The organism is uncultured Sunxiuqinia sp., assembly GCF_947495665.1.
Lineage (GTDB): Bacteria > Bacteroidota > Bacteroidia > Bacteroidales > Prolixibacteraceae > Sunxiuqinia > Sunxiuqinia rutila.
In genome coordinates this window covers 149,349-170,653 of record NZ_CANLZV010000003.1, presented here as the reverse complement: position 1 = coordinate 170,653, position 21,305 = coordinate 149,349, and the positions used below count along the sequence as shown (strand labels likewise).

The 21,305-nt window shown below is 40.0% G+C and carries 11 protein-coding genes; all 11 read right to left on the bottom strand.

Annotated elements, in window-relative coordinates; genetic code table 11:
* Positions 1 to 6 precede the first annotated feature (6 nt).
* Positions 7 to 2,472 (bottom strand): glycoside hydrolase family 95 protein, encoded by a 2,466-nt coding sequence (locus Q1A18_RS05815; protein ID WP_299577986.1) that lies wholly within the window; start codon positions 2,470 to 2,472, stop codon positions 7 to 9.
* A 107-nt stretch (positions 2,473 to 2,579) separates the two neighbouring features.
* Positions 2,580 to 3,443, bottom strand: coding sequence for an alkaline phosphatase family protein (locus Q1A18_RS05810; protein ID WP_299577985.1), 864 nt, complete (start codon positions 3,441 to 3,443; stop codon positions 2,580 to 2,582).
* Between the two features lie 15 nt (positions 3,444 to 3,458).
* Positions 3,459 to 5,807 (bottom strand): glycoside hydrolase N-terminal domain-containing protein, encoded by a 2,349-nt coding sequence (locus tag Q1A18_RS05805; protein WP_299577984.1) that lies wholly within the window; start codon positions 5,805 to 5,807, stop codon positions 3,459 to 3,461.
* Positions 5,808 to 5,827: 20 nt separating this feature from the next.
* Positions 5,828 to 8,989, bottom strand: a complete 3,162-nt coding sequence (locus Q1A18_RS05800; protein ID WP_299577983.1) for a glycoside hydrolase family 2 TIM barrel-domain containing protein — start codon at positions 8,987 to 8,989, stop codon at positions 5,828 to 5,830.
* Between the two features lie 10 nt (positions 8,990 to 8,999).
* Positions 9,000 to 10,592 (bottom strand): beta-N-acetylhexosaminidase, encoded by a 1,593-nt coding sequence (locus Q1A18_RS05795; protein ID WP_299577982.1) that lies wholly within the window; start codon positions 10,590 to 10,592, stop codon positions 9,000 to 9,002.
* A 192-nt stretch (positions 10,593 to 10,784) separates the two neighbouring features.
* Positions 10,785 to 11,948: a uroporphyrinogen decarboxylase family protein gene (locus Q1A18_RS05790; RefSeq protein WP_299577981.1), complete on the bottom strand. Its 1,164-nt coding sequence runs from the start codon at positions 11,946 to 11,948 to the stop codon at positions 10,785 to 10,787.
* Between the two features lie 9 nt (positions 11,949 to 11,957).
* Positions 11,958 to 13,628, bottom strand: coding sequence for an alpha-L-fucosidase (locus tag Q1A18_RS05785; protein ID WP_299577980.1), 1,671 nt, complete (start codon positions 13,626 to 13,628; stop codon positions 11,958 to 11,960).
* A 98-nt stretch (positions 13,629 to 13,726) separates the two neighbouring features.
* Positions 13,727 to 16,126, bottom strand: a complete 2,400-nt coding sequence (locus Q1A18_RS05780) for a glycoside hydrolase family 95 protein (protein WP_299577979.1) — start codon at positions 16,124 to 16,126, stop codon at positions 13,727 to 13,729.
* 24 nt (positions 16,127 to 16,150) lie between these two features.
* Positions 16,151 to 18,136, bottom strand: a complete 1,986-nt coding sequence (locus Q1A18_RS05775; RefSeq protein ID WP_299577978.1) for an alpha-L-fucosidase — start codon at positions 18,134 to 18,136, stop codon at positions 16,151 to 16,153.
* Positions 18,137 to 18,150: 14 nt separating this feature from the next.
* Positions 18,151 to 19,329 carry a glycoside hydrolase family protein gene (locus tag Q1A18_RS05770; RefSeq protein WP_299577977.1) on the bottom strand — a complete coding sequence of 393 codons (1,179 nt, stop codon included), beginning with the start codon at positions 19,327 to 19,329 and terminating at the stop codon, positions 18,151 to 18,153.
* Positions 19,330 to 19,537: 208 nt separating this feature from the next.
* The gene (locus Q1A18_RS05765; protein WP_299577976.1) at positions 19,538 to 21,295 is read right to left on the bottom strand and encodes an alpha-L-fucosidase; all 1,758 of its coding nucleotides are present in this window, start codon (positions 21,293 to 21,295) and stop codon (positions 19,538 to 19,540) included.
* Positions 21,296 to 21,305: the final 10 nt, after the last annotated feature.

Sequence of the window (21,305 nt, the reverse complement as noted above, 5' to 3'; positions counted from 1 at the left end):
CTCTCATTATTTATAATCATCTAGAAATAGGCTGTGGCTTCCACCTTTTTTAATATCTAATTCAATAATCTTTTCCTTATACCTCACCTTGCAGTTTTCTCCTTGCTTTGAAAAAATAACAGCTTTCGTTAGCTCATTATCCTCCCATTTTATATCCACTTCAAATCCATTTCGAGCACATAATCCCTTTACTTCTCCTGTTGGATATTTTCTTGGCAATGCTGGCAATAAAACAATTTCTCCAGAATGGCTTTGTAACAACATTTCGGCAATAGATGCCATAATCCCAAGATTTCCATCAATTTCCCATAAACCACGAAAATTAGAGGTCAGGTTTGGAAACACAGCCCAGCTAAAATGGTTATCAAAAACTTTTTGAAGCATTTCTCCGTTTTCTAATCGTGCCCAAAACTTTGCGGCAAAACTGCCAGTCCAGCTTCCACATTCATTTTGTTCCCATGGTTTTCGGTGTTCCAGTGTTTTAATAAACGCTTCTGCCAATTCGGGTGTTCCACGTGGTGTAATCTGGCTTCCCACTGCCAGCCCCCAACCATGAGCTAACTGCCCACTATTTGCATATGCTGATTCCCAATCGTCTTTCCATTCTTGCAAGCGTCCGGTAGTCGGGCTTATTCTCATAGGCAGTAATTCCTTTAAATAACCTTCCAATTTCACATCAAATTCAGAGTCATTCTCAAGTACTCTAATAGCCTGTCTACAATTCTGAAAAAGATCTCGAATAATTTGCATGTCTTGAGTTGCACCAACACAAGCCCATCCTATTGTACCATCAGGTTTCCGGAAATGGTTTTCAAAAGATTCCGAAGGATTAGTAACCCAAAAGCCATCTTGGTCTCGTTGCAAATTATCCATATAAAACATAGCTGCCCCTTTTAATACGGGATACACTTCTGTTAGGTATTTCTTATCAAGCGTAAATTCATAATGTTCCCAAAGATGGTGACAAAGCCAGGCACTACCCACTTGGTAGATAGCCCATAATCCGTTTCCGCCAACTGGTGAGGTTGTTCGCCAGATATCGGCATTATGATGTGCAATCCAACCACCTGCGCCATACATATTTTTAGCTGTACGTGCACCATCAACCGTAAGCTCTTTAGTAAGCTCAATTAATGGTAAGTGAAGTTCTGAGAGGTTGGTAATTTCTACGCCCCAGTAATTAATTTGGGCATTACAATTAAGTGTCCAGTTTGCACTCCATGCAGGTTTTAACAATCTACTCCATATTCCCTGTAAATGTGCAGGCTGAGCATGTTTTGCCTGTCTGGAGCTGGAAATTAACAAGTAACGTCCAAAATTAAAATATAGAGTAGTTAAGCCAGGGTCGGTTCCTGGTTTGTATTTTTTAATGCGTTGATTTATGGGTAGGTTTGCGGCCTCACTTTCACCCAAATTAAGTTTTACCCTACTATACAATTCAGAATAATCGCTGATATGATTCTCCTTAAGTTCAGCATAATCCACATTCCGCAATTCTGAAATTTTTTGATTTGAAATCGATTCGTAATCTTTCCCTTGGGTAACCGAGTTTTTGTCGAAACCATTAAAGCTTGTGGCTGCCGTTAAAATCAAATCAACTTCATCAGCATTTTCCACTACTAATTCCTTGTTATTTTTATTAACCTGCCCTCCTTTGTTACGAACCAGTAAATTCATTTGGAAACGCATTCCATGTCCTTCTTCGTACACCGGTGGCTTTTCACCAAGATAATGAGGGTAAGCGTGTTTGGGTGCATTTCCCTTTAAAATTACCTGATTGCCATCAACACTTACCTGATGGTTTAACAAACTTGTTAGTGATGTAGAGAAATTCAGTTGTCCTTTTTTGCTGGATGTGAATTTAACAACAATTACTTTGTCAGGGTAAGAAGAAAATACTTCCTTTTTGTACTGAACGCCACCAATCGAATAGTTAATATTTACCAAACCTGTTTCTAAATCAAGTTGACGAATATAATTTTCTGCTTTTTCTTGTGAATTTGTGTTTATTACCAAATCGCCCATGGGCATGTAACATTCATTGTATTCGCCAAGCATTGTTGAGTTAATCAATCTTTCTGCCTCTTTGGTTTTATCGTCATTGAGTAACTGACGAATCTTAGGCAAATGTTTAATGGCTTCGTAATTCTGTAAATCGCGCGGACCGCCCGACCAAAGTGTTTCTTCATTAATTTTTATAGTATCCGATTCTACTCCACCATACACCATCCCGCCAAGGGTTCCGTTACCAATAGGGATGGCTTCGTTCCAGTTTTGAGCGGGACTATCAAACCAAATTCCTGCACGATTAGTTTTAACATTCGGTTCTCTTAAACAAGAAATATTTAAGAACGTGACACATAAACATAACAATAAAGCTTTTATTTGTTCTAATTTATTTATTTTAAATAGCTCTCCATTGAACTCTCTCTCAAATCTTTCCCCATGCATATTTTGTAATGTGTTCTTCATTTGTCATTATTTTACAGCAGATTTGTCTATTTGATAGACAGTTATTTTTTATTCAACTAAATCCAATAATCTTTTTTGCATAAGATTCGACACTTGTAAATCTGCTATTACCTGATACCAATTACCTTCCCATCCAAGTTCCAATCTTCTTCGCTCTCAATCCCTAAATGTTCTAACGCTGTCACTGCAACATCAACTACATTTACTTGTTGTTTGATCTTACCTTTTTGGACATCGTTCCCATTTGCAATAAAGAAAATTGTTGTATGCTCAGGAATATCCTTTCCGTGTCCCTTTTTACTTCCTCCATGATCTGTTGACACCAAGATCAGCCAATTCTCTTTTTTTATAAGTTCTCTTCTCTTAATGGCCGTTATCATGCTTCCAACTAACTCATCAGCTTTTTCTATCGCTTTCAAATATTCTGAACTTTCGGGAACATAATCGTACCTATGTCCTGCTCCGTCTACCTCATCCAATTGAACAAATACAGCATCAGGATTATCATTTTGAAGTAAATCGACTACTCTTTGCGTTACTTTCTCATCCGACAAAAGGTAATTAACAATATCAGCATCTCCTTTCTGTAGTATTTTATGGATTGGAGACCAATTAACAATTGAATAAAGCTTCAAATCCGGTTTCTGCTCTTTCACTCTACGATAAAAATGCGGATACTCCCCTATATTTGGATCCTTATACTCGTTAGTAAGCACATTATGTTTTTCATGCCAGACACCTGTTAACATTGCAGTCCAACATATTCCACTGCTACTGATAGGATCTGTTTGGGCAGAAAAGGAATAAGCTCCGTTTTCCCATATCTTATCTAAATTAGGAGTCTTTGCAGCCAGAAAACCATCAGGTCGACAGCCATCAATACCAATTATTAGAACTTTATTTTGAGCCTGTAAGAAAGAGCCTGCATTTAATGCAATGGCTAACAGAACTAATCGAATTGTCAGTCTCATTATTGCTAGTACTATTTAATTAATAATAATATTTCCATTTTCAGGGATCTCAAATTCTACGACATCGTTCTCAAGCCTATACTTAGACATTACTCCTGGATTCCCTGTTATTTTTGCCCAAACCAATACTCCATCCCTCCAGTCCATATCTACTATAAAACCGCCACGTGCTTTCAATCCTTTAACATGGCCATTTTTCCATGCAGTTGGTAAGGCAGGGAGCAATTCTAAAGTTCCAGTGTGCGACTGCAAAAGCATCTCAGCAATTCCAGCACACCCACCCATATTCCCATCTAACTGAAACGGGGGATGAGCACAAAGCAGGTTTGAATAGCTACCGCCCCCGCTCATCATATCTGTTCCCTTTTGCCCGGTCGGACGTAGTAAACGTTTAAACAGTTTATAAGCACGATCGCCATCTTTTAATCTTGCCCAAAAATTCACTTTCCAGGCCAGCGACCAGCCAGTTCCACTATCGCCACGAGCATTCAGACTCACTTTTGCAGCCTCTGACAGGTCAGGTGTGTTTTTGGTTGTAATTTGTTTCCCGGGATGAAGAGCGTACAAATGTGAAACATGCCGATGCTTGTTATTTGGGTCGTCAACATCCTTTTTCCACTCTTGCAACTGTCCCCAGCTTCCAATAGTTGGCGGTAAAATCTTATCTCTTACTTTTATTGCCTGTCGTTTAAATTCATCGTCAATACCTAAAACATTACAAGCTTCAATGCAATTGTTTAATAAATCCCATGCTATTTGATGATCCATTGATGCTCCAAGCGATATTCCACCGTGTTCGGGCGAATAAGATGGTGACGATACCAAATATCCGTTTTCATCTTCAACCAGATAGTCTAGCCAAAAGAGAGCGGCTTCTTTCATTAGCGGAAATCCAGTTTCTTCCAAAAACTGTTTATCACGTGTAAAATCGTAGTGTTCCCAAACGTGCTGGCACAACCAGGCTGCACCACCGGGGAAAAATCCCCATGGAAATCCCCACCCCGGTGCTGTAAAGCCAAATGGGTTATTCATTGTATTGACAATCCAGCCACGTGAATTAAAAAATTCCTTTGCAGAAATTTTCCCGGGTTCAACTAAACTTTCCATATAATCAAATAGCGGAAGGTGGCACTCGTCTAAATTGGCAACCTCTGCAGGCCAGTACAACATTTGCTGGTTAATGTTCATGTGGTAATCGCAGGCCCAGGGTGGATTGGTGCTGTTGTTCCATTTTCCCTGTAAATTTAAAGGCATGGTTCCTGGGCGCGAGGCGGCTATCATGAGATAACGGCTGTACTGAAAATAAATTTGTTCCAACCCTGGATCGGGCATTCCGTTAGCATATTCTGTTAAACGCCGATCGGCAGGAATATTGTCGCGGGAGTTTTCTCCCAGATTCAACTCAACACGTTCAAATAAATTTTTATAATCTTTCTGGTGTATTGTTCTTATTTCATCAAAAGACTTTTGCTCCAACTTCTGTAAAGCGATTTTATTGTTGGCCAGAAAATCGTTCCCTGTGTATTCCGGGAATTGCAAGGTATAATCTGTTGCAGCTACATGATAAAGGTTCAGGTATCTGGCCCCAGATACATTTATTTTTTCATTTTCAAAAATCACATCCCCATCGGTATCAACCTTTAAACAAGTTTCAAACTGCATTCTGTTATCTTCAACTTCACCTTGAAAAGAATAGACAGAGTTGAAAAAAGCTTCCTTATTCTTTTTGTGGGGTGAACTATACGCAATTGAGTAATTTGTTTTCGCAGAACTCTCGAAACGATAGGCCATGGCTTTTGCGGGATAGCTGCCTAAATAAGTCCGGGAGTAGCTTTCTCCATCCATTTCATATGAAACTCGTCCTTCTCCGCTGGTCAAATCAAGTTCACGTTTGTAATTGACCGGCGTGCCTGTATGTTTAATCTCAACAAAAAGATCGCCCATCGTTTGCTGGGCGCCATAATCACCAAACATGGCCCCCTCTTTCTTTTTATGAATTACGCCTGTTAGTTCCCGGCTGGCCAACCCGTGCGCTTCGTTTGTTTTTCCTTCATCAAGTAAACTTCGTACTTTTGCAAGGTTTTTCCAGGCTTCAGGCCGATTGCCATAATTATAATCCGTATTAGAGCGCGGGCCACCGCTCCATAGTGTACCTTCCGTAAACTGAATCTGTTCTTTTTCAACTCCACCAAAAAACATAGCCCCCATGTAACCATTTCCAAAAGGCAAAGCTTCGGTCATCCATTCATTAGCCGGTTTATCGTACCATAGCTCCAGATGTTTATCTTTTGTTCTTTTGGATGAGCAAGAGAACATTGATGCTATTGAAAAGAACAAAATCAATCTAAATGTATCGTTTTTCATATATGTAAATTGTTTAGCGATTAATTTTCCGATGGTTTCAAAATAAATCCAAACGCATAAGGTTTATTGCCATCAATCGTATATTTTTCATGTGTTCGTGCCCCCCATGAATCGTCACCTCCAACTCCATGAATTTTATAGTCAATATTGATGTTAATGAAATCACGACGGGATATTTCATAGTTGTGTTTAGCTGCTTCCAAATCACTTTCAAGGTATGGCCATGCCCGGAATGAAAAGGGCTTTATGCCATTTATTCTAATTCCTTCTCCCGATTCGCTTGTAAACTGAGCAAAGCGTGTGTCGCAGCGATTGCTATTGTCTTGCGGAGAAATGTATGGTGTTATAAAATCATCCAATGCTGATTTATACAGCCCTAACAATGCCCCATTCTTCCGGTCGGGATAATTCTCCTGCGGCCCTCTTCCGTACCATTCTATCCGGGAATAATGTTTTGGGATTGCCATGCGAAACCCAAACTTTGGCATTAGCTGGTTTGAATTGCCTGTTGGATTATAATCGCAGTTTACCTGCAGTTCCCCACTTGCTGAAACCGTATATATTAAATCATAGTTGGCTTCAATTTTATCCAGTTGAATTGCAAACGTTACAACAACTTGATTGTCTTCTTTATCCTCAACTATATTCACCTTTAAAACTTTCCTATTTCGAGCAGCTTCCTTCCAATCGCCCAAGCGAAGCACATAATTGTTCTTTTCCTGATTATCGTTGGGTGGCTTCCAAAAATAGGGTTCAAGCGGCTTAACTATATACTCTTTGTTATTGAAGACGTACCCCGTTAAAGCACCATTTTGCGAATCAATGCTTACTTTAACGTTCTCGCCTTTTATTTCAATTAATTTATCATGTTGCGAAAGCTTTAATATATGTTCATTTCCCACCAATTTGGGAGTAATATATTCGCTTAAAATAAATTGTTCTTTGGCGACCACAAAACCTTGTTCTGCCCAAGCAACCTTTTTTGCTAAGCATGCAAAAATGTTTAGCGTGTATTCGCCTTTTTCATTATTCAGTTCCGGTAAGTCTATGTCCTTTATAATTGATTTATCAGGCGTAACATTTAAATATCCTAATTTTCCTTTCGAGATTTCCTTCCCGTTTAAGGCAAGTTCCCATTCAAAATTAAACTCATTCAGATTAATAAAATCATATAGGTTTGTAATTATCACGGACGGTTTTTCGGCATCAGGCCATTCAAACTTTATTGATTGATGGATTTTTTGCGCCTCGTAATAATGCGGATTAGGTTTACGGTCGGGTGAAATTAACCCGTTTATGCAAAATTCTGCATCATTTGGCGAATCCCCAAAATCGCCTCCAGTGGCAAAAAATTCATTATCATTCAATTCCAACTGTTGCGGGTTTTCAGGATATTTTAAAGGCGAACCATCAATTGGTTTCGCAATTCCCTGATCAACCCAGTCCCAAATTGCGCCTCCGGCAAAGCGGTCAAAATCGTAAATTACATCCCAGTATTCTTTTAAATTACCAAGAGAATTTCCCATGGCGTGGGCATATTCGCGCATAATTATTGGACGGTCGAGATGGTCTTCAACCATTGTTCGTACCTTATCAGGATGGATGTATGAAAAGTCGTACATATCGGAAGCATCCATATCGCTGTCGCAAAATACCACGGCATTGGAAATAATTTGGCGGATACTTTCAGCCATAGCTTTCATATTTTGTCCACGACCTCCTTCATTGCCCAACGACCAGATTATTACACTTGGGTGGTTTTTATCACGTTCAACCATTGAAACAGCTCGGTCAACATGGGCTTTTTTCCATTCGGGATTATCACCTAAAATTTTATTCCCGATGTTGTAGCCATGCGACTCCTGGTTGGCTTCGTCCATCAGATAAATACCATATTCATCACAGAGTTTATACCATTGTATGCGATTAGGATAGTGGCTGGTGCGTACAAAATTAATGTTGCATTGCTTTAACAATTTTATATCGGCAAGCATGGTTTCGTTGTCAACATATCGTCCGGTCCGTGGGTGGTGTTCGTGGCGGTTAACACCTTTTAGCTTTACCAATTGTCCGTTAATTTTAAATAGGTTCCCGTCTATTTCAACTTCCCTGAAACCAAACTTCCACGGAATATTTTCAATTACATTTCCATGTAAATCTTTTAACTGAAACAAGACGGTATATAAGTTTGGTGTTTCAGCATTCCAGTGAAGTGGTTTTTTTACCAACATTTTCAGTCTCATATCTTTCTCCTCTTCCGAAGAAAGTTCAGGTAGCTGTGCTTGCAAAATGGTATTGCTTTGCTGAATTATATTTTTATTGGCATCGAAAACTGTTGCCTGTACCTTTAAGCCTTTTGCAATTTCATTCGATGCATTTTTAAGCTTTACATCAATTGCTAACTCTGCATCCTCATAATTTTCATCAAAATCAGTTGTAATCTTAAAATCGCGGATATGTGTTCTGTTTCTGGCCACCAGGGTAACATCGCGGTATATACCACTCAGCCGCCACATATCCTGACATTCGAGGTAACTACCGTCTGACCACCGATACACTTCAACGGCCAGGTCGTTCTCTCCGGTTTTTACAAATTCTGTAACATTGAAAGTTGCCGGGATCATACTTCCCTGACTATAGCCAACCTTTTTACCATTAATCCATAAATAAAAAGCAGACTTAACGCCATCAAACCGAATGAATAACTCTTTTCCGTTCCATTCCTGTGAAACTGCAAATTTGCGTTTATAACTTCCCACCGGGTTTCTCAGCTTGAAACCAGTATATTCTTCCGGTGGTTCCAGTGTAACTTTAGGTTGCTCCCGTTTAAAAGGATATTTAATGTTTGTATAGATTGGGATTCCGTACCCTTGCATCTGCCAATTACCTGGAACCTGTATTTCATCCCAGCCTGAAATATCAAAATCAGATTTATAAAAATCATGCGGCCTTTCTTCAGGATTTGCTACCCAATTATATTTCCATTTTCCATTTAGCGATATCTCCGTATCTGGCTGAAGAAAACCGATAGCATCATTAAAATTTGAATATGATGAAAATGATGCAGTAACAGGTTCTTTGTTAATACCAGTTACTGCTGGATTTTCCCAGTCATTAATGGGTTGAGCTATTGAGCAGAAACAAAGCAGTACAAACAAGATAAAAACTGAAGATTTTAACATTTCTGAAATATTACTGTTTAAATGGTATTTTCAATTCTGACGGGAACCTAAAATTAACTCCCATTTTTTTAAATCGTTCCAGCTGTGGATAAAGCCTCTTTTGAAAGGATTCCCAACTCCTGTTTTCCATTTCCGACCAACCGGCTTCGACCAGTGCAAAAGCCCTTGGCCAGGTCATATAAAAAGCACGGTCTATATTTTTAACATATTCTCCCCATAAGGTAGCTTCCACTCCAATAATGTGAGCTTGTTTTGCTTCTTCCAATCCATAGCCGGGGTCAAACGCATAAACTTTTTCAAGATTGAGTATAGGCATCCAATTACAGGTTTCTTCCCCTTTCCATTGCGGATAATCGAAATAGGCATGTTCTCCCGGACTACAAATCAATTCATAACCCAACTCGCGGGATTTTCTGATTACCTCATCCGAAAGCCCTAACCGCCATGAGTACATGGTACTGTTTTGGGGATATCCGGGAACATCCAGCTCATACCAAATCAGTGGCTTTTTATTGTATTTTGCAAATATTTCATTCACCCTTTCGAAGAAGTAACTCATTAATTCCTGAGGTTTCGAAATAGCCAGTTCCTTCATCTTCATCTTACATTTTGGACACTCTTTCCAATGGTCAAGTGGAGCTTCATCGCCTCCTATATGGAACTTATCGGAAGGGAATATTTCGGACAGTTCACCAAATACATCATCTAAAAATTCAAAAACCTGCTCATTTCCACCACAAAGCAAATCTTTTGAAACCCCGGGAACAGTCATTACTTTATATTCTCCCTCAAAACAGGTCAGTTCCGGATACGCAGCCACCGCGGCCAAATTATGACCCGGCACGTCTATTTCAGGAATTATGGTAATCTTTCTATCCTTTGCATAAGCAACCAACTCCTTCAATTCTTCCTGCTTGTAAAACCCTGAATGAGGTATTCCATCTCCTTCTGTTTGCGGACGGAATGAACCAATTTCTGTCAGCTTTGGATATTTTTTAATTTCAACACGCCATCCCTGGTCATCAGAAAGGTGAAGGTGCAGGTGGTTGAACTTATACATGGCCATTACATCGATGTATTTCTTCACATCATCAACAGGTAAAAAATGACGAGCCGGGTCAAGCATCAAGGCACGGTACTTAAATCTCGGCTTATCATCTATTTTAACGCAAGGAATCCGAACCGTTTTATGACCATCGTCTGCATTGTCTATAATCTGCGATAAAGTTTGAATGCCATAAAATAAGCCAGTACGGTCAATAGCTGAAATAATTATCTGTTTATCACCAATTGAAAGAGAATAGCCTTCTGAATCACCATTTCCTTGTGTGCATTTCAGTACAATCTGATTTTCTGCTTCTGTCTCATTTTTGACTAACTTTAAATTTGTCCCGATGACCCATTTTATCTGCTTGTTCAAATTCGCCACCTCAAACGATAAATCAACGTCTGACTGTGTTGCAATTGTGCTGTATTCTGAAAGCGAGTAATAGCCATCATTAACGTTGATACTTGAAGGCTGTGGAATAATTACCAATTCACTTTGCTGCCCCATTAAATGCAGGGTCAAGAATATCATTATTGTAGTAAATATGCTTTTCATTCGATGAATATATTTATACATACACTATTGTTATGTTTTATTCATTATGTTTAATTTGTGTAGCCCTGAATATTACACGTGTTACTTTTAATATTATATAAAGCCACATCATGGGATATGACTCTTAGTATCCTTTAATACTTTCCAGGTTTATTTAACTTACTATTCATTGACTTCCGAATTACAAATGATTCAAATAGTTTCATCAAATTCCTTTAAGTGCAAAGGATATTTTCCATGTTCTCGCACCAGCTTCACAATGTAATCGTAGCTTTGACCTGACACATCACTTGACACCGAATGGTCGGACTGAAAAATATATCCACCACCTTTGGCTGCATTCAATTTAAATAACACTTCTTTACGAATTTGCTCTTTATCATCTGTTTCCCAAACCTGGATATTATTATTGCCACAGTAGCCTATTTTATTGCCATGTTTCTTTTTTAGCTCCACTGCATCCATGTTTGCTTTTACTTCAAGTGGATTATAAGCATCCAGTCCCATTTCAATAAAATCTTCAAAAATCAGCTCTACATTTCCACATCCGTGATAAATAACGGGCAGGTTATTTTTATGGCACTCTTCTATCATTGCTTTTACCCAAGGTTTGAAATACATTCTCCAGTATTCCGGGTCGAACAACATGGTTTGTTTGTATGCCACGTCTCCCCATATTACCATTCCGTCGAGTAAACCATCAGCAGCTTTAATCTGAGCTTTCATACAATCGAGGTAAAATTGCCCAATCCGGTTTATTTGCACCCCGAACTGATCAGAGTACATTCCCATCCAGAAGAGTGTGTTTTCCTGACCCAATAATCTGGTTAAACACTCTGAGCATTCTATTATACTTCCATAAACCGGGAAATCCGGATGTAACTTTTTTACCGTATCGATCCAGGCCGGTGAGTTACGCTCAAAGCCATCTCCAACTCCGGCGATTTGATTGTCGCCAGCTTCAAAATATCTTCTCTTGTCATATGGATCATCAAATTCAAATTTTTCCAGTTTTTTAATGGTATCAACTTCCCACGAAATGAATTCAGGCATAGGAATGTCAAATTTTTTCCGCATGGTTGTTCGGAACCCGGTTTTAACGATTACCTCCAAACCATCTTCTTTTATTGTTTCGAACGATTGTATTTTCGGGTCCATATTTGGCATGGTTACAATCCAATCCAAATCGTAATAAGTGTATGGACTTGCATCATCAGGCAGGTTTAATTCTTTTCGCCAACGCTTTACAAAACTTCCCCAAAAGAAATCGCTAATAGGCACACGATCTGGCTCTTGATGACTTAAGGCCATATTCATCCGGGTTAATTTTCCCAAACATTTATTTGATCGTTCCATACTAATAACTTAATTTATTTGCAGTGGTTTAAACTCAACTACTCCATTGCATGCTTGCTCAATATGAATGATAAATTCAACATATAAATCAGCTTCACCTGTAATTTGAGCCGTCTGGTTGATTTGTATTTTATTGTCTTTAATCTGCACAAACTCTTGCATGGCTTTATTTCCATCGTAAAACATGGCAGCATTTTCCACCCTTACATTTTGTTTCATTTCCGGCAAAACGGTTAAAACATATTGGCCCGGAACATTTATTTTATCACCGAGATTAATTTTCAATTCAAGTTTGTTATTGTTCACATCCGTTTTTTTCCACGAAACAACCGTTTGTGGATTCGACCAAACATGCATGCTTTGTTTTTTGGGAGGAATAAAGTTGCTGACATGATAAACGGAAAATGACCGGATAAGAGGTTCCGCAGCTGCCTTCGTAACCACCAAACGAAGTCGCTCAACTTCAACATCATCGAAATAATCAATCTTTTTACGGCCAACTGAAATTCCTTTGGTTAGCTCAAGCCATTTTCCATCCGAATAACCTTCAATACGATATTCACGGATACGCTCCCCTTCGCGATAATCTTCCATAACAACAGCATGGTTAATGCGGGTCGGTTTATCCAACTGCAATACAAGCTCATTTCCCTTTTGAGAATTGATTTCAGCAATGGGATTGGAAAAACGACGATTGATTTCGTCGCCAAATTCTTTATAGCGTTTCATGTCTCCTTCAACAATTAAGCCGGTGGTATCAGGAGAAGCATTTAACAAGAATACACTTCCATATCCAACCGACTTATAATAGCAATCCATCAACTCATCAACCGTTTTCCGTTTTTTTACTTTCTCGGGCGACCAAAACCAATAATGGTCGTATAGCGTTGTGTTTGTTTCAAGCGGGGCCCATACATCTCCATTCGGAGTACCATGAATTTGAGTAGAAACCCCTGTTTTCAGGTCTTCACTTCTGACGGTATTCCATGCGGGGTAAAACAGCTTTCCCGATTCGGTACCAGGCCAGCGCAATGTAGCATGTGGCCCCTGAAATACAACCGAATTTGCGGCATATTGCTCCATTATATCCGAAACATCAATAACACAACTGCCATCGAACCAAACTTCCAGCATCTCTCCGTAGTTTGAAAGCACTTCAGTAAGTTGTGTTCTAAAAACCTTGTTGTACGCTTCCTGCTTTGCCGGATCTTTAGTTTTTCCTCCACTTCCAATCATTGCTCCCCAGGTACGATCTCCGGGATAGATATAAACCCCAAGGTTCAAGCCATATTTTTTGCACGACTCAGCGATTTCCTTCAACACATCGCCTCTGCCATTTTTGTAGGGTGTATCTTTTATTCCGTAATTGGTAGTTTCGGTTTGCCACCAACAAAAACCACCCGAATGTTTAGCAACAAATATGATTTGTTTTGCGCCAAAAGCCAACGCTGCTTCGCACCACTGATCGGTATTCAGTTTTGTAGGATTAATCCTGTCTAATGATACAGAATTGTCATTCTGTTCCACCTCCGACCAGGTTGTTGGTGCAAAATGCAGAAACATTAGTCGCTCCTGTTCTTGCCATTTGTATTGTACATCTGTAGGTTTGGGAAGACTTTGCCCGAACACAAAAAATATCGGAGATAAAAGAAAAACTCCAAACAAAAAAAATCGAATCATACTGATAATGTTTTATATTTTTATTTTAAACTTTCTTATTAGGATTTTTCATCACTACTGAAGGAAATGCTGATCCTTTTCAGTTTCATCTTCTAAATTTATTTGACCTCAAAAACCGTTTTTTCATTTGTATTCAGATGAAGAATCTCCTTTGCTCCTTTATACTTTACAATAACCTTGTTTTGCCACTTCGACAAGATATGGGCAGACACCAACTCGCCATTGTGCCATTTTATATCAACTTCAAAACCACCTTGGGCTTTTAATCCGTTTACTTCCCCTATTGGCCATTCGGATGGTAAGGCTGGCAGCAAATGAACCGCTCCATCATGACTTTGGATTAACATTTCTGCAATTCCAGCGGTAGCACCGAAGTTGGCATCCATCTGAAACGGAGGATGCAGTCCAAATAAATTGGGAGAAGTACTTTTCGCCAAAACAGTGTTCAGGCTTTCTATTGCTTTCTTTGCCTGGTTCAGGCGAGCATATTGACTAATCAGCCAGGCTGCGCTCCATCCGGTATGTCCCCCTCCGTTGGCAATCCTGTAATCCAGCGATTTTTGTGCAGCTTTTGCTAATTCAGGTGTATTCTCCAAACTAATTTGTCTGCCCGGGTGCAAGGCAAAAAGGTGAGATATATGACGGTGTCCTGGCTCCACCTCCGGAAATTCTTCAATCCATTCCATTAAACGGCCATCGGAACCAATCTGCGGACCGGCAAGTATATCGATGGCTTGTTTTATTTCCTGAACGGTTTTATTTTCGAGTTCGAGTTCTTCTGATGCAAAAATAAAATCGGAAAAAAGCTGCCATATTACCTGTTGGTCATGAGCTGGCCCCATGCTTATCTGGCTTCGGCTCCCATCAGGTGCAATAAAACTATTCTCTGGCGAAACTGCCGGACCGGAAACCAACAAACCTGTATTCGGGTCAGCAACCAGCCAATCGAGATAAAACTCTACCGCTCCCTTCAAAACAGGGTACATTCTTCTCAAAAAATCTTTATCGCCAGTAAACAAATAGTGTTCTCCTATGTGAGAACAAATCCAGGCACTTCCTCCTGTGTGCATTCCCCAACTAGCCATTTCGCCAGGCGAAGTGTATCCCCATACATTTGTAATTGGGTGAATCACCCAACCTTTGTTCCCGTATTGTATCTGTGCCGTTTTCTCACCTGGTTTAACCAAAGATTCAATTAAATCAAATAACGGCAAATGCATTTCCGACAGGTTGGTTACTTCTGCCGGCCAATAGTTCATTTCCACATTTACATCGGTATGGTAATCTCCGTTCCATGGTGTCTGGATTTTATTGGCCCAAATTCCTTGTAAATTAGCCGGCAATGTTCCTGGTCTGGACGAAGAAATTAAAAGATAACGCCCGTATTGAAATAACAACTCAACTAAGTGAGGATCTGATTTTGTTTGCTTAAAATCGATTACACGTTGGTCTGTTGGAATATCAATGCTATTTTCTGGTGTTAAATCAATACTTACCCGGTTAAAATAGGCCTGGTATTCTTTCTTGTGAGTGTCCAGTAACTCCTGATATGGCCTACTTATAGCACGTTCAATATTTTCGTTTGTTATCTTCTCGTACTCCCTTCCTTTATATTCAGGATAACTCAACACATAATCTGTTGATGCTGTAAGAAAAAGCACAACTTCATCGGCATTTTCAACAATTACTGTTGAATCGGTATAGCTTACTGAACCATTTTTGCTGACTGCTTTTAACCGAGCCATGTATTGCAAGCCATTTCCTCCCTTACCATCAGAAAGAGCGCCAGACATTACCAACTGGTCATTTTCAGAATATGTTTTAAACCTTTCAGGGCGGCTCATTGAACATTTGAAAGAAATCTGACCCTTTTTATCTGCAGTAAAACGGGCAACCATCGCCTGATCCGGTTGGCTTGTAAATATTTCCCGTTGAAAACTTACCCCCTCCTGTGAATACCTTACACGGACAACGGCATCATTCATATCCAGTTCCCGGTAATAATTTTCATAGCCAGCATTTTTTCCGTTTTCAATCCACAGATCACCGAGTGTCTGGAAACAACCAAATGGAACTTCCGCACCATTGCCATGCCCGGAACCTTTTCCGACGCAAATTTGGGTCTTGTTTGTTAACTCAGTGGCTTCTTTATACTTCCCTTCAAAAAGCAATTGGCGCATTTTTGCCTGAGCGTCCTTTGCCACGGGATTGTCATTGACATCAACACTACCCGACCACATGCTTTCTTCATTTAACTGAATGCGCTCCTTGTTTACATCGCCAAAAACCATGACGCCTAACGAGCCATTGCCCAAAGGCAGGGCTTTCAGCCACTCCGGATCGTCTTTCCATCCATCGGGAGAGTCTTTCACAGTAGCATCAGCCGGTTGGTTATACCAGAGTTTTAGAGCTTGAGTGCTTGTTTCTTTCTTTTCGTTGGTACATGAAAAAAGAACCAGCATGATGAACAAGGAGGATAAGTGTCCTTTAATTTTCATATTCGACTGTTTAATATAAATATATTAAGATTCAGTTTTTATTTCTGCTATTCTCACCACGTTCTGCCCTCGTGTTGCAGAAAGCATCACATACCGCAAATATCGGCCTTTTGCCAGTTTGTGGAGGGTTACGGATTGTGGCACAGGATTATTATCCACGTTTTCATTCTTACCTTCACCCACTTTAAAGTTGATATTTTCCGGATCATTGCCAACATACACTTCAAATCGTTCTACCCGACCAAGCTCTTCCGGACTTCCCTGAGGAGGAATGTAAGTAAACACAGACAAGGTTGTTTCTTCTCCTAAATCGATATCAATGTAAGCAGGCTTTCCATCTTTCAATTCTCCTGTCCAACAGGTATTCAGGTCGCCATCCTTAATGGCAGCATCTGTTTTCCAGTTATCCCTGGATAACTCTTTTTTCTTATTTATTTTGTTAGGCTCTATTAACTCAGGTACTTTCAATAGTTTTACAGTTGCCAAACTTGGCGACAAACGAGAAGAAAGAATCCGAATTCGAATCTTATCTGTAGTGGTTGATTTTACTCTTTGAATTCGTCTAAAACCAACAGTAGTATTTTTTACCAACTCCTTCCACCTGCCATCTACCATGGCATCCACTGCAAACGCTTCAATTCGCTGTCCGAAGTCAGCCACCATTTCTTGAAGATAAACAACATCGAAAGTTTGTTCTCCATATAGATTAATCACTATTTCTGCTGTTTCAATCCCTTCAGGAGCTACCCAGCCGGTACGTATATCATCGTCAAACATATAACTTACATTGTAACCGCCCTCACCAGTTGGAGTCGTTTCGGCCCTGGCGCCCAAAGCGTAATTATGTCCCATCAACTCTCTTCTCCATTCACCAAAAGCCTTCATTACTGCCATATCTTCTTCTGGAACCAAGCCGGTAGTATCAGGAGACATATTCAGTATTACTCCGGAATTACAGCCAATGGTACTAAAAAATGACTCAGTAAGATAGTTTAACGAACGCACCTTCTCCAATGGATTCCAGAACCATTTGGTATGAACAGGTAAACCACCCCTTGCCGGCATCCAGGTCAATTGCCTGAGTTTAGAAGTATCTCCGGTCATATCATCAATTCCTTTTAATGTCATTAACTGACTAATATCACCTAATTCAGGTGCCATTGTAGGTACACCGGCATGTGCACCCGGGAAATCTTTTGTATCATAAACAACCCCTTGAACACACCATTCTGTTGTGCGCCCCCGACCGGCTTCATTTCCAACCCAACGCACATCAGGGCCAACACCTGAAATAATAGCCGAAGGTTGTAACTTATGAATGGTAGCATGTATCCTGTCCCAGTCAAAATCCATTTCAACACCACTAACTTTAGTACTGATACCTGCACCATCAAACCAAACTAAATCCACTGAGCCGTAATTGGTCAACAGCTCAGTCAATTCATCCACCATCAAATCGTTATAAGCAGGCGTCCCGTATGGTTCCTGTTTGTCCCACGGAGAATAGTACACGCAAAAACGAAGTCCGTGCCTCTGGGCTGCTTCCGACACTTCTTTTACCAAATCTCCCTTACCTTCTTTATAAGGTGTTTTAGAAATATTTCTGGAGTGATAAGAACTGGGCCACAACCGGAACCCATCGTGATGTTTGCACACCATAATTACCGACTTTACACCAGCTGCGACAAAGGCTTCCATCCATTGGTCAACATTCACACTCTTTGGATTAAAAATGCTTAGGTCTTCCACTCCTGTTCCCCACTGTCTTCCGGTAAAGGTGTTCAGGTTAAAGTGAATAAATCCCATAGTTCCATATTCCTGGTAGCGAAGTTGTTTGGCAGATGGCCTTACTGCAGCCGCCAGCTTAATCATTTCTTCTTTCGTCACATTCTCCGGTATTAACACCGATGTACCTTCGTAGTATGTATTTTCCACGTACTTAATGCCTGTTTCCTGAGCATAGGGAAAAAGGGGAAAAACCATAAAGCCAACTGCTAATATATATTTCATAAGAAAATAGGCGTTTAATTACTATTTTCAGGTTGAATTCGGAAACCATGAAGCACTGTCCAGGGATCGCCTTTTGCATTAAAACCACTGGGTAAGAACATATAAGCAGGCACTCCATCTACCTTGATTACTTTTGGGCGTTCAAACTTATTATTGGCATATACCGCTTTCCCTTTACTGAAGTCCTGTTCAGGAAACATAACCGGACGCGTTTCCCATGCTACAGATGTTGGAGTCATTTTTATTTCACCTGTTTTTGCAAAATGCGACTGGTCCATTTCGCAATAAATACCTCCATTTTCAGCATACATCCCAAAGTTATCACACATAGTTGCAACGATATTACCATCTTCTGATACAAACGCACAGAGGTCTTCAACTTTTTTCCCCGGAGGTGGGGCAAAAACCGGCACTGTCTGTTCAACATAAGGTCCTTCCAGACTTTCTGCAACAGCTACTCCCAAAGAAGTATTGTCCATAAGTCTGCCATCAATTTCATAAAGTCTGGAATTATACATAAAGAACAAATAATATTTATCGTTGTATTTAACCAACGATGGATTATCAGTGCCGCGTAAACTATTATAGGATGGAACCCCCTCAATAAGCGACTTCTGCATTATCATGCCACAATCTTTCCATGGGCCACCTGGCTTTTCAGCAATTCTCAATCCTATTTTTCCTTCAGCTCCGGTGTTTATTCCAGGATAGGAAAGATAAATCAATACATATTTCCCATCAATTCTTTTCACTTCTGGATTATGTGCTGTGTAGCGATTCCACACCCCCTCTTTATCTCCTCCCGGCCTGGATGGAATAATGTTCTTTACAAAAGAATACGGACCTTCTGGATTCTCGGCAATGAAGTAATTCACTTCAGATTCTACATCCCAGGCACCAAAACCGTATTCTGTTGACCACTGGCAAGCATACATATGATATTTACCATCATCTCCCTGAACGACTGAAGTCCCCCATGTATGATAACCAGGCCTATCCAGGATGACGCCCAAATATTCTAAACGGTCAATAAACTCTCTGGAAATTCTAGGTGGAATTGCAGTATCTGTTGCATTAACCATTACTGCAGTTTTTGTCTTTCCTGATTCAGAGCCTTTTTTTTGTTTGCAGGCAACCATATTCAAACTGCCCAGTATAAGAATGATAATACCAATTAAATATTTATTTTTCATCTGCACTCATTTATAATTTTAAAAAACGTTTGATTAATAATTCTGCTCTTTCCCATGCACAGCTTCTTTAAAATATTTTGGTCATCATTTTCCAATGCCTCCGCAAAGAGACTATTATTCTGTTCAACAATTTCACTTTTACATGAAACAATGGCCAGTAAAATTAGAGCAATAAAAGAGGTTCTATAGGAAGCATAATGAACTGATTTTAATTAAAAATTACTTTTCTCAGGAATACCTTTTCATCCTGAACTTTATCAGCCAGATTAAAAATTACTTTAATTGAATTTTCGTTCATGGTTGGGTGCGCGGTAATGTTTAATTCCATACGTCCAAAAACCCAGTCGATTTTGCAAAAACCTGGAGTCTCGTTTCCCTCCAAAAGAATTGCAGCCTCCGATGGTTTATTTGTAGTACCATTTACTTTCTTTGCAACGAACAGTTCATATTGTCCGGGGCGGTCAATTATTTTAGATAAATCAACGGTAAACTGTCGCTCGTTTGTCGTTTCAGCAAAACCTGAAGCTTTTCCAACTTCCACCAAATCGATATATTCTTTCGACTGACCAGCCTCCCATGAATAACCAAAATCATCTTTATCGCTTTTTAGCCTGTCGTAGTTCTTTTTATCACCAACCATGTAAACAGCCAGTTTCTTTATCACAGGTGACGCTGCATATTCGTTGGCACAGAAACGTATTTTACGGACTTTTACGGGTTTAAATTTATCAATGCGTTTATGTCCTACTGAAATTCCTTTAACGATTTCAAACCAAGTGTTTCCGTCTTTGGAACCTTCAAGGGTATATTTCCTTATGCGTTCACCAAAGGCAATATCCTCCATGGTTATTACGTGGTCTATTTCAGTTACTTTTCCAAGGTCAAGTTCTACAGTTTTACCTTTTCCTGAAGTCTCTTTTATACTTTGTGAAAACCTTCTGCGAATCTCATCTCCCAATTGCTGATACAATTTCATATCGGCAGCAGGGATCAAACCAGATGTGTCGGGTGCTGAGTTCAGTAAAAACACCCCACCTCTACCAACAGATTTGTAATAGTTCTCCACAAGCTGGTCTAATGATTTTAAGTGTTTTTCGTTTTCCGGAGACCAGAACCAATAGTGGTCTTTTAAGGTGGTGTTTACCTCAAGGGGCATCCACATATCCCCATTGGGGTCGCTATGCGCAGCAGTTGCAGAACCGGTTCCTCCATCTTCCTTTTTAACGGTATTCCATGCCGGATACGGGGCATAGCCACGCTCATTTCCTACCCAACGGATATTTGCCATAGAACTACCGAAAACAATAGCATTGGGGGCATATTTTTCTTTAATATCATCGATGGGGATAATACAGTTCCCATCAAACCATATTTCGGTTGCCTCGCCGTAACGCGATAAAACTTCTTCCCATTGCTGGCGAAGCACTTTATTGTATCCTTCTTGTTTTGCGGGGTCTTTGGTTCGTCCTGCTCCGCCCAGGTAAGCTCCCCAGGTTAGGTCGCCGGGATAAACGTAAATCCCTAATTTAATTCCTCGTTGCCAGCAAGCATCTGATAATTCTTTAAGTACATCTCCCTTACCATTTTTATACGCAGTATTTCTTATACCGTAATCGGTAGTTTCAGTATTCCACCAACAAAAGCCACTGGAGTGTTTTGCTACAAATAAAACCATTTTAGCTCCAAAAGCTTCTGCTGCATCCAGCCACTGATTGACATCTAACTTCGAAGGATTGATTTTTTCAATTGGATAGGTGTGATTGCCTTGTTCAATTCCTTCCCAGGTACATGGGTCGAGGCAGATAAACATGGTTTGTTCCATTTGCTGCCACAAGATTTGTTCGGGGGATGGTGTGGCCAATCTGTTTTTGGTTTGGGCATTTATCGTTACTCCGCCCCAGATGATAAATGTACACAGCATTAATATTGCCTTATAATGAATTCCTAATATTCTTTTTTTATCCATCTCTTTAATA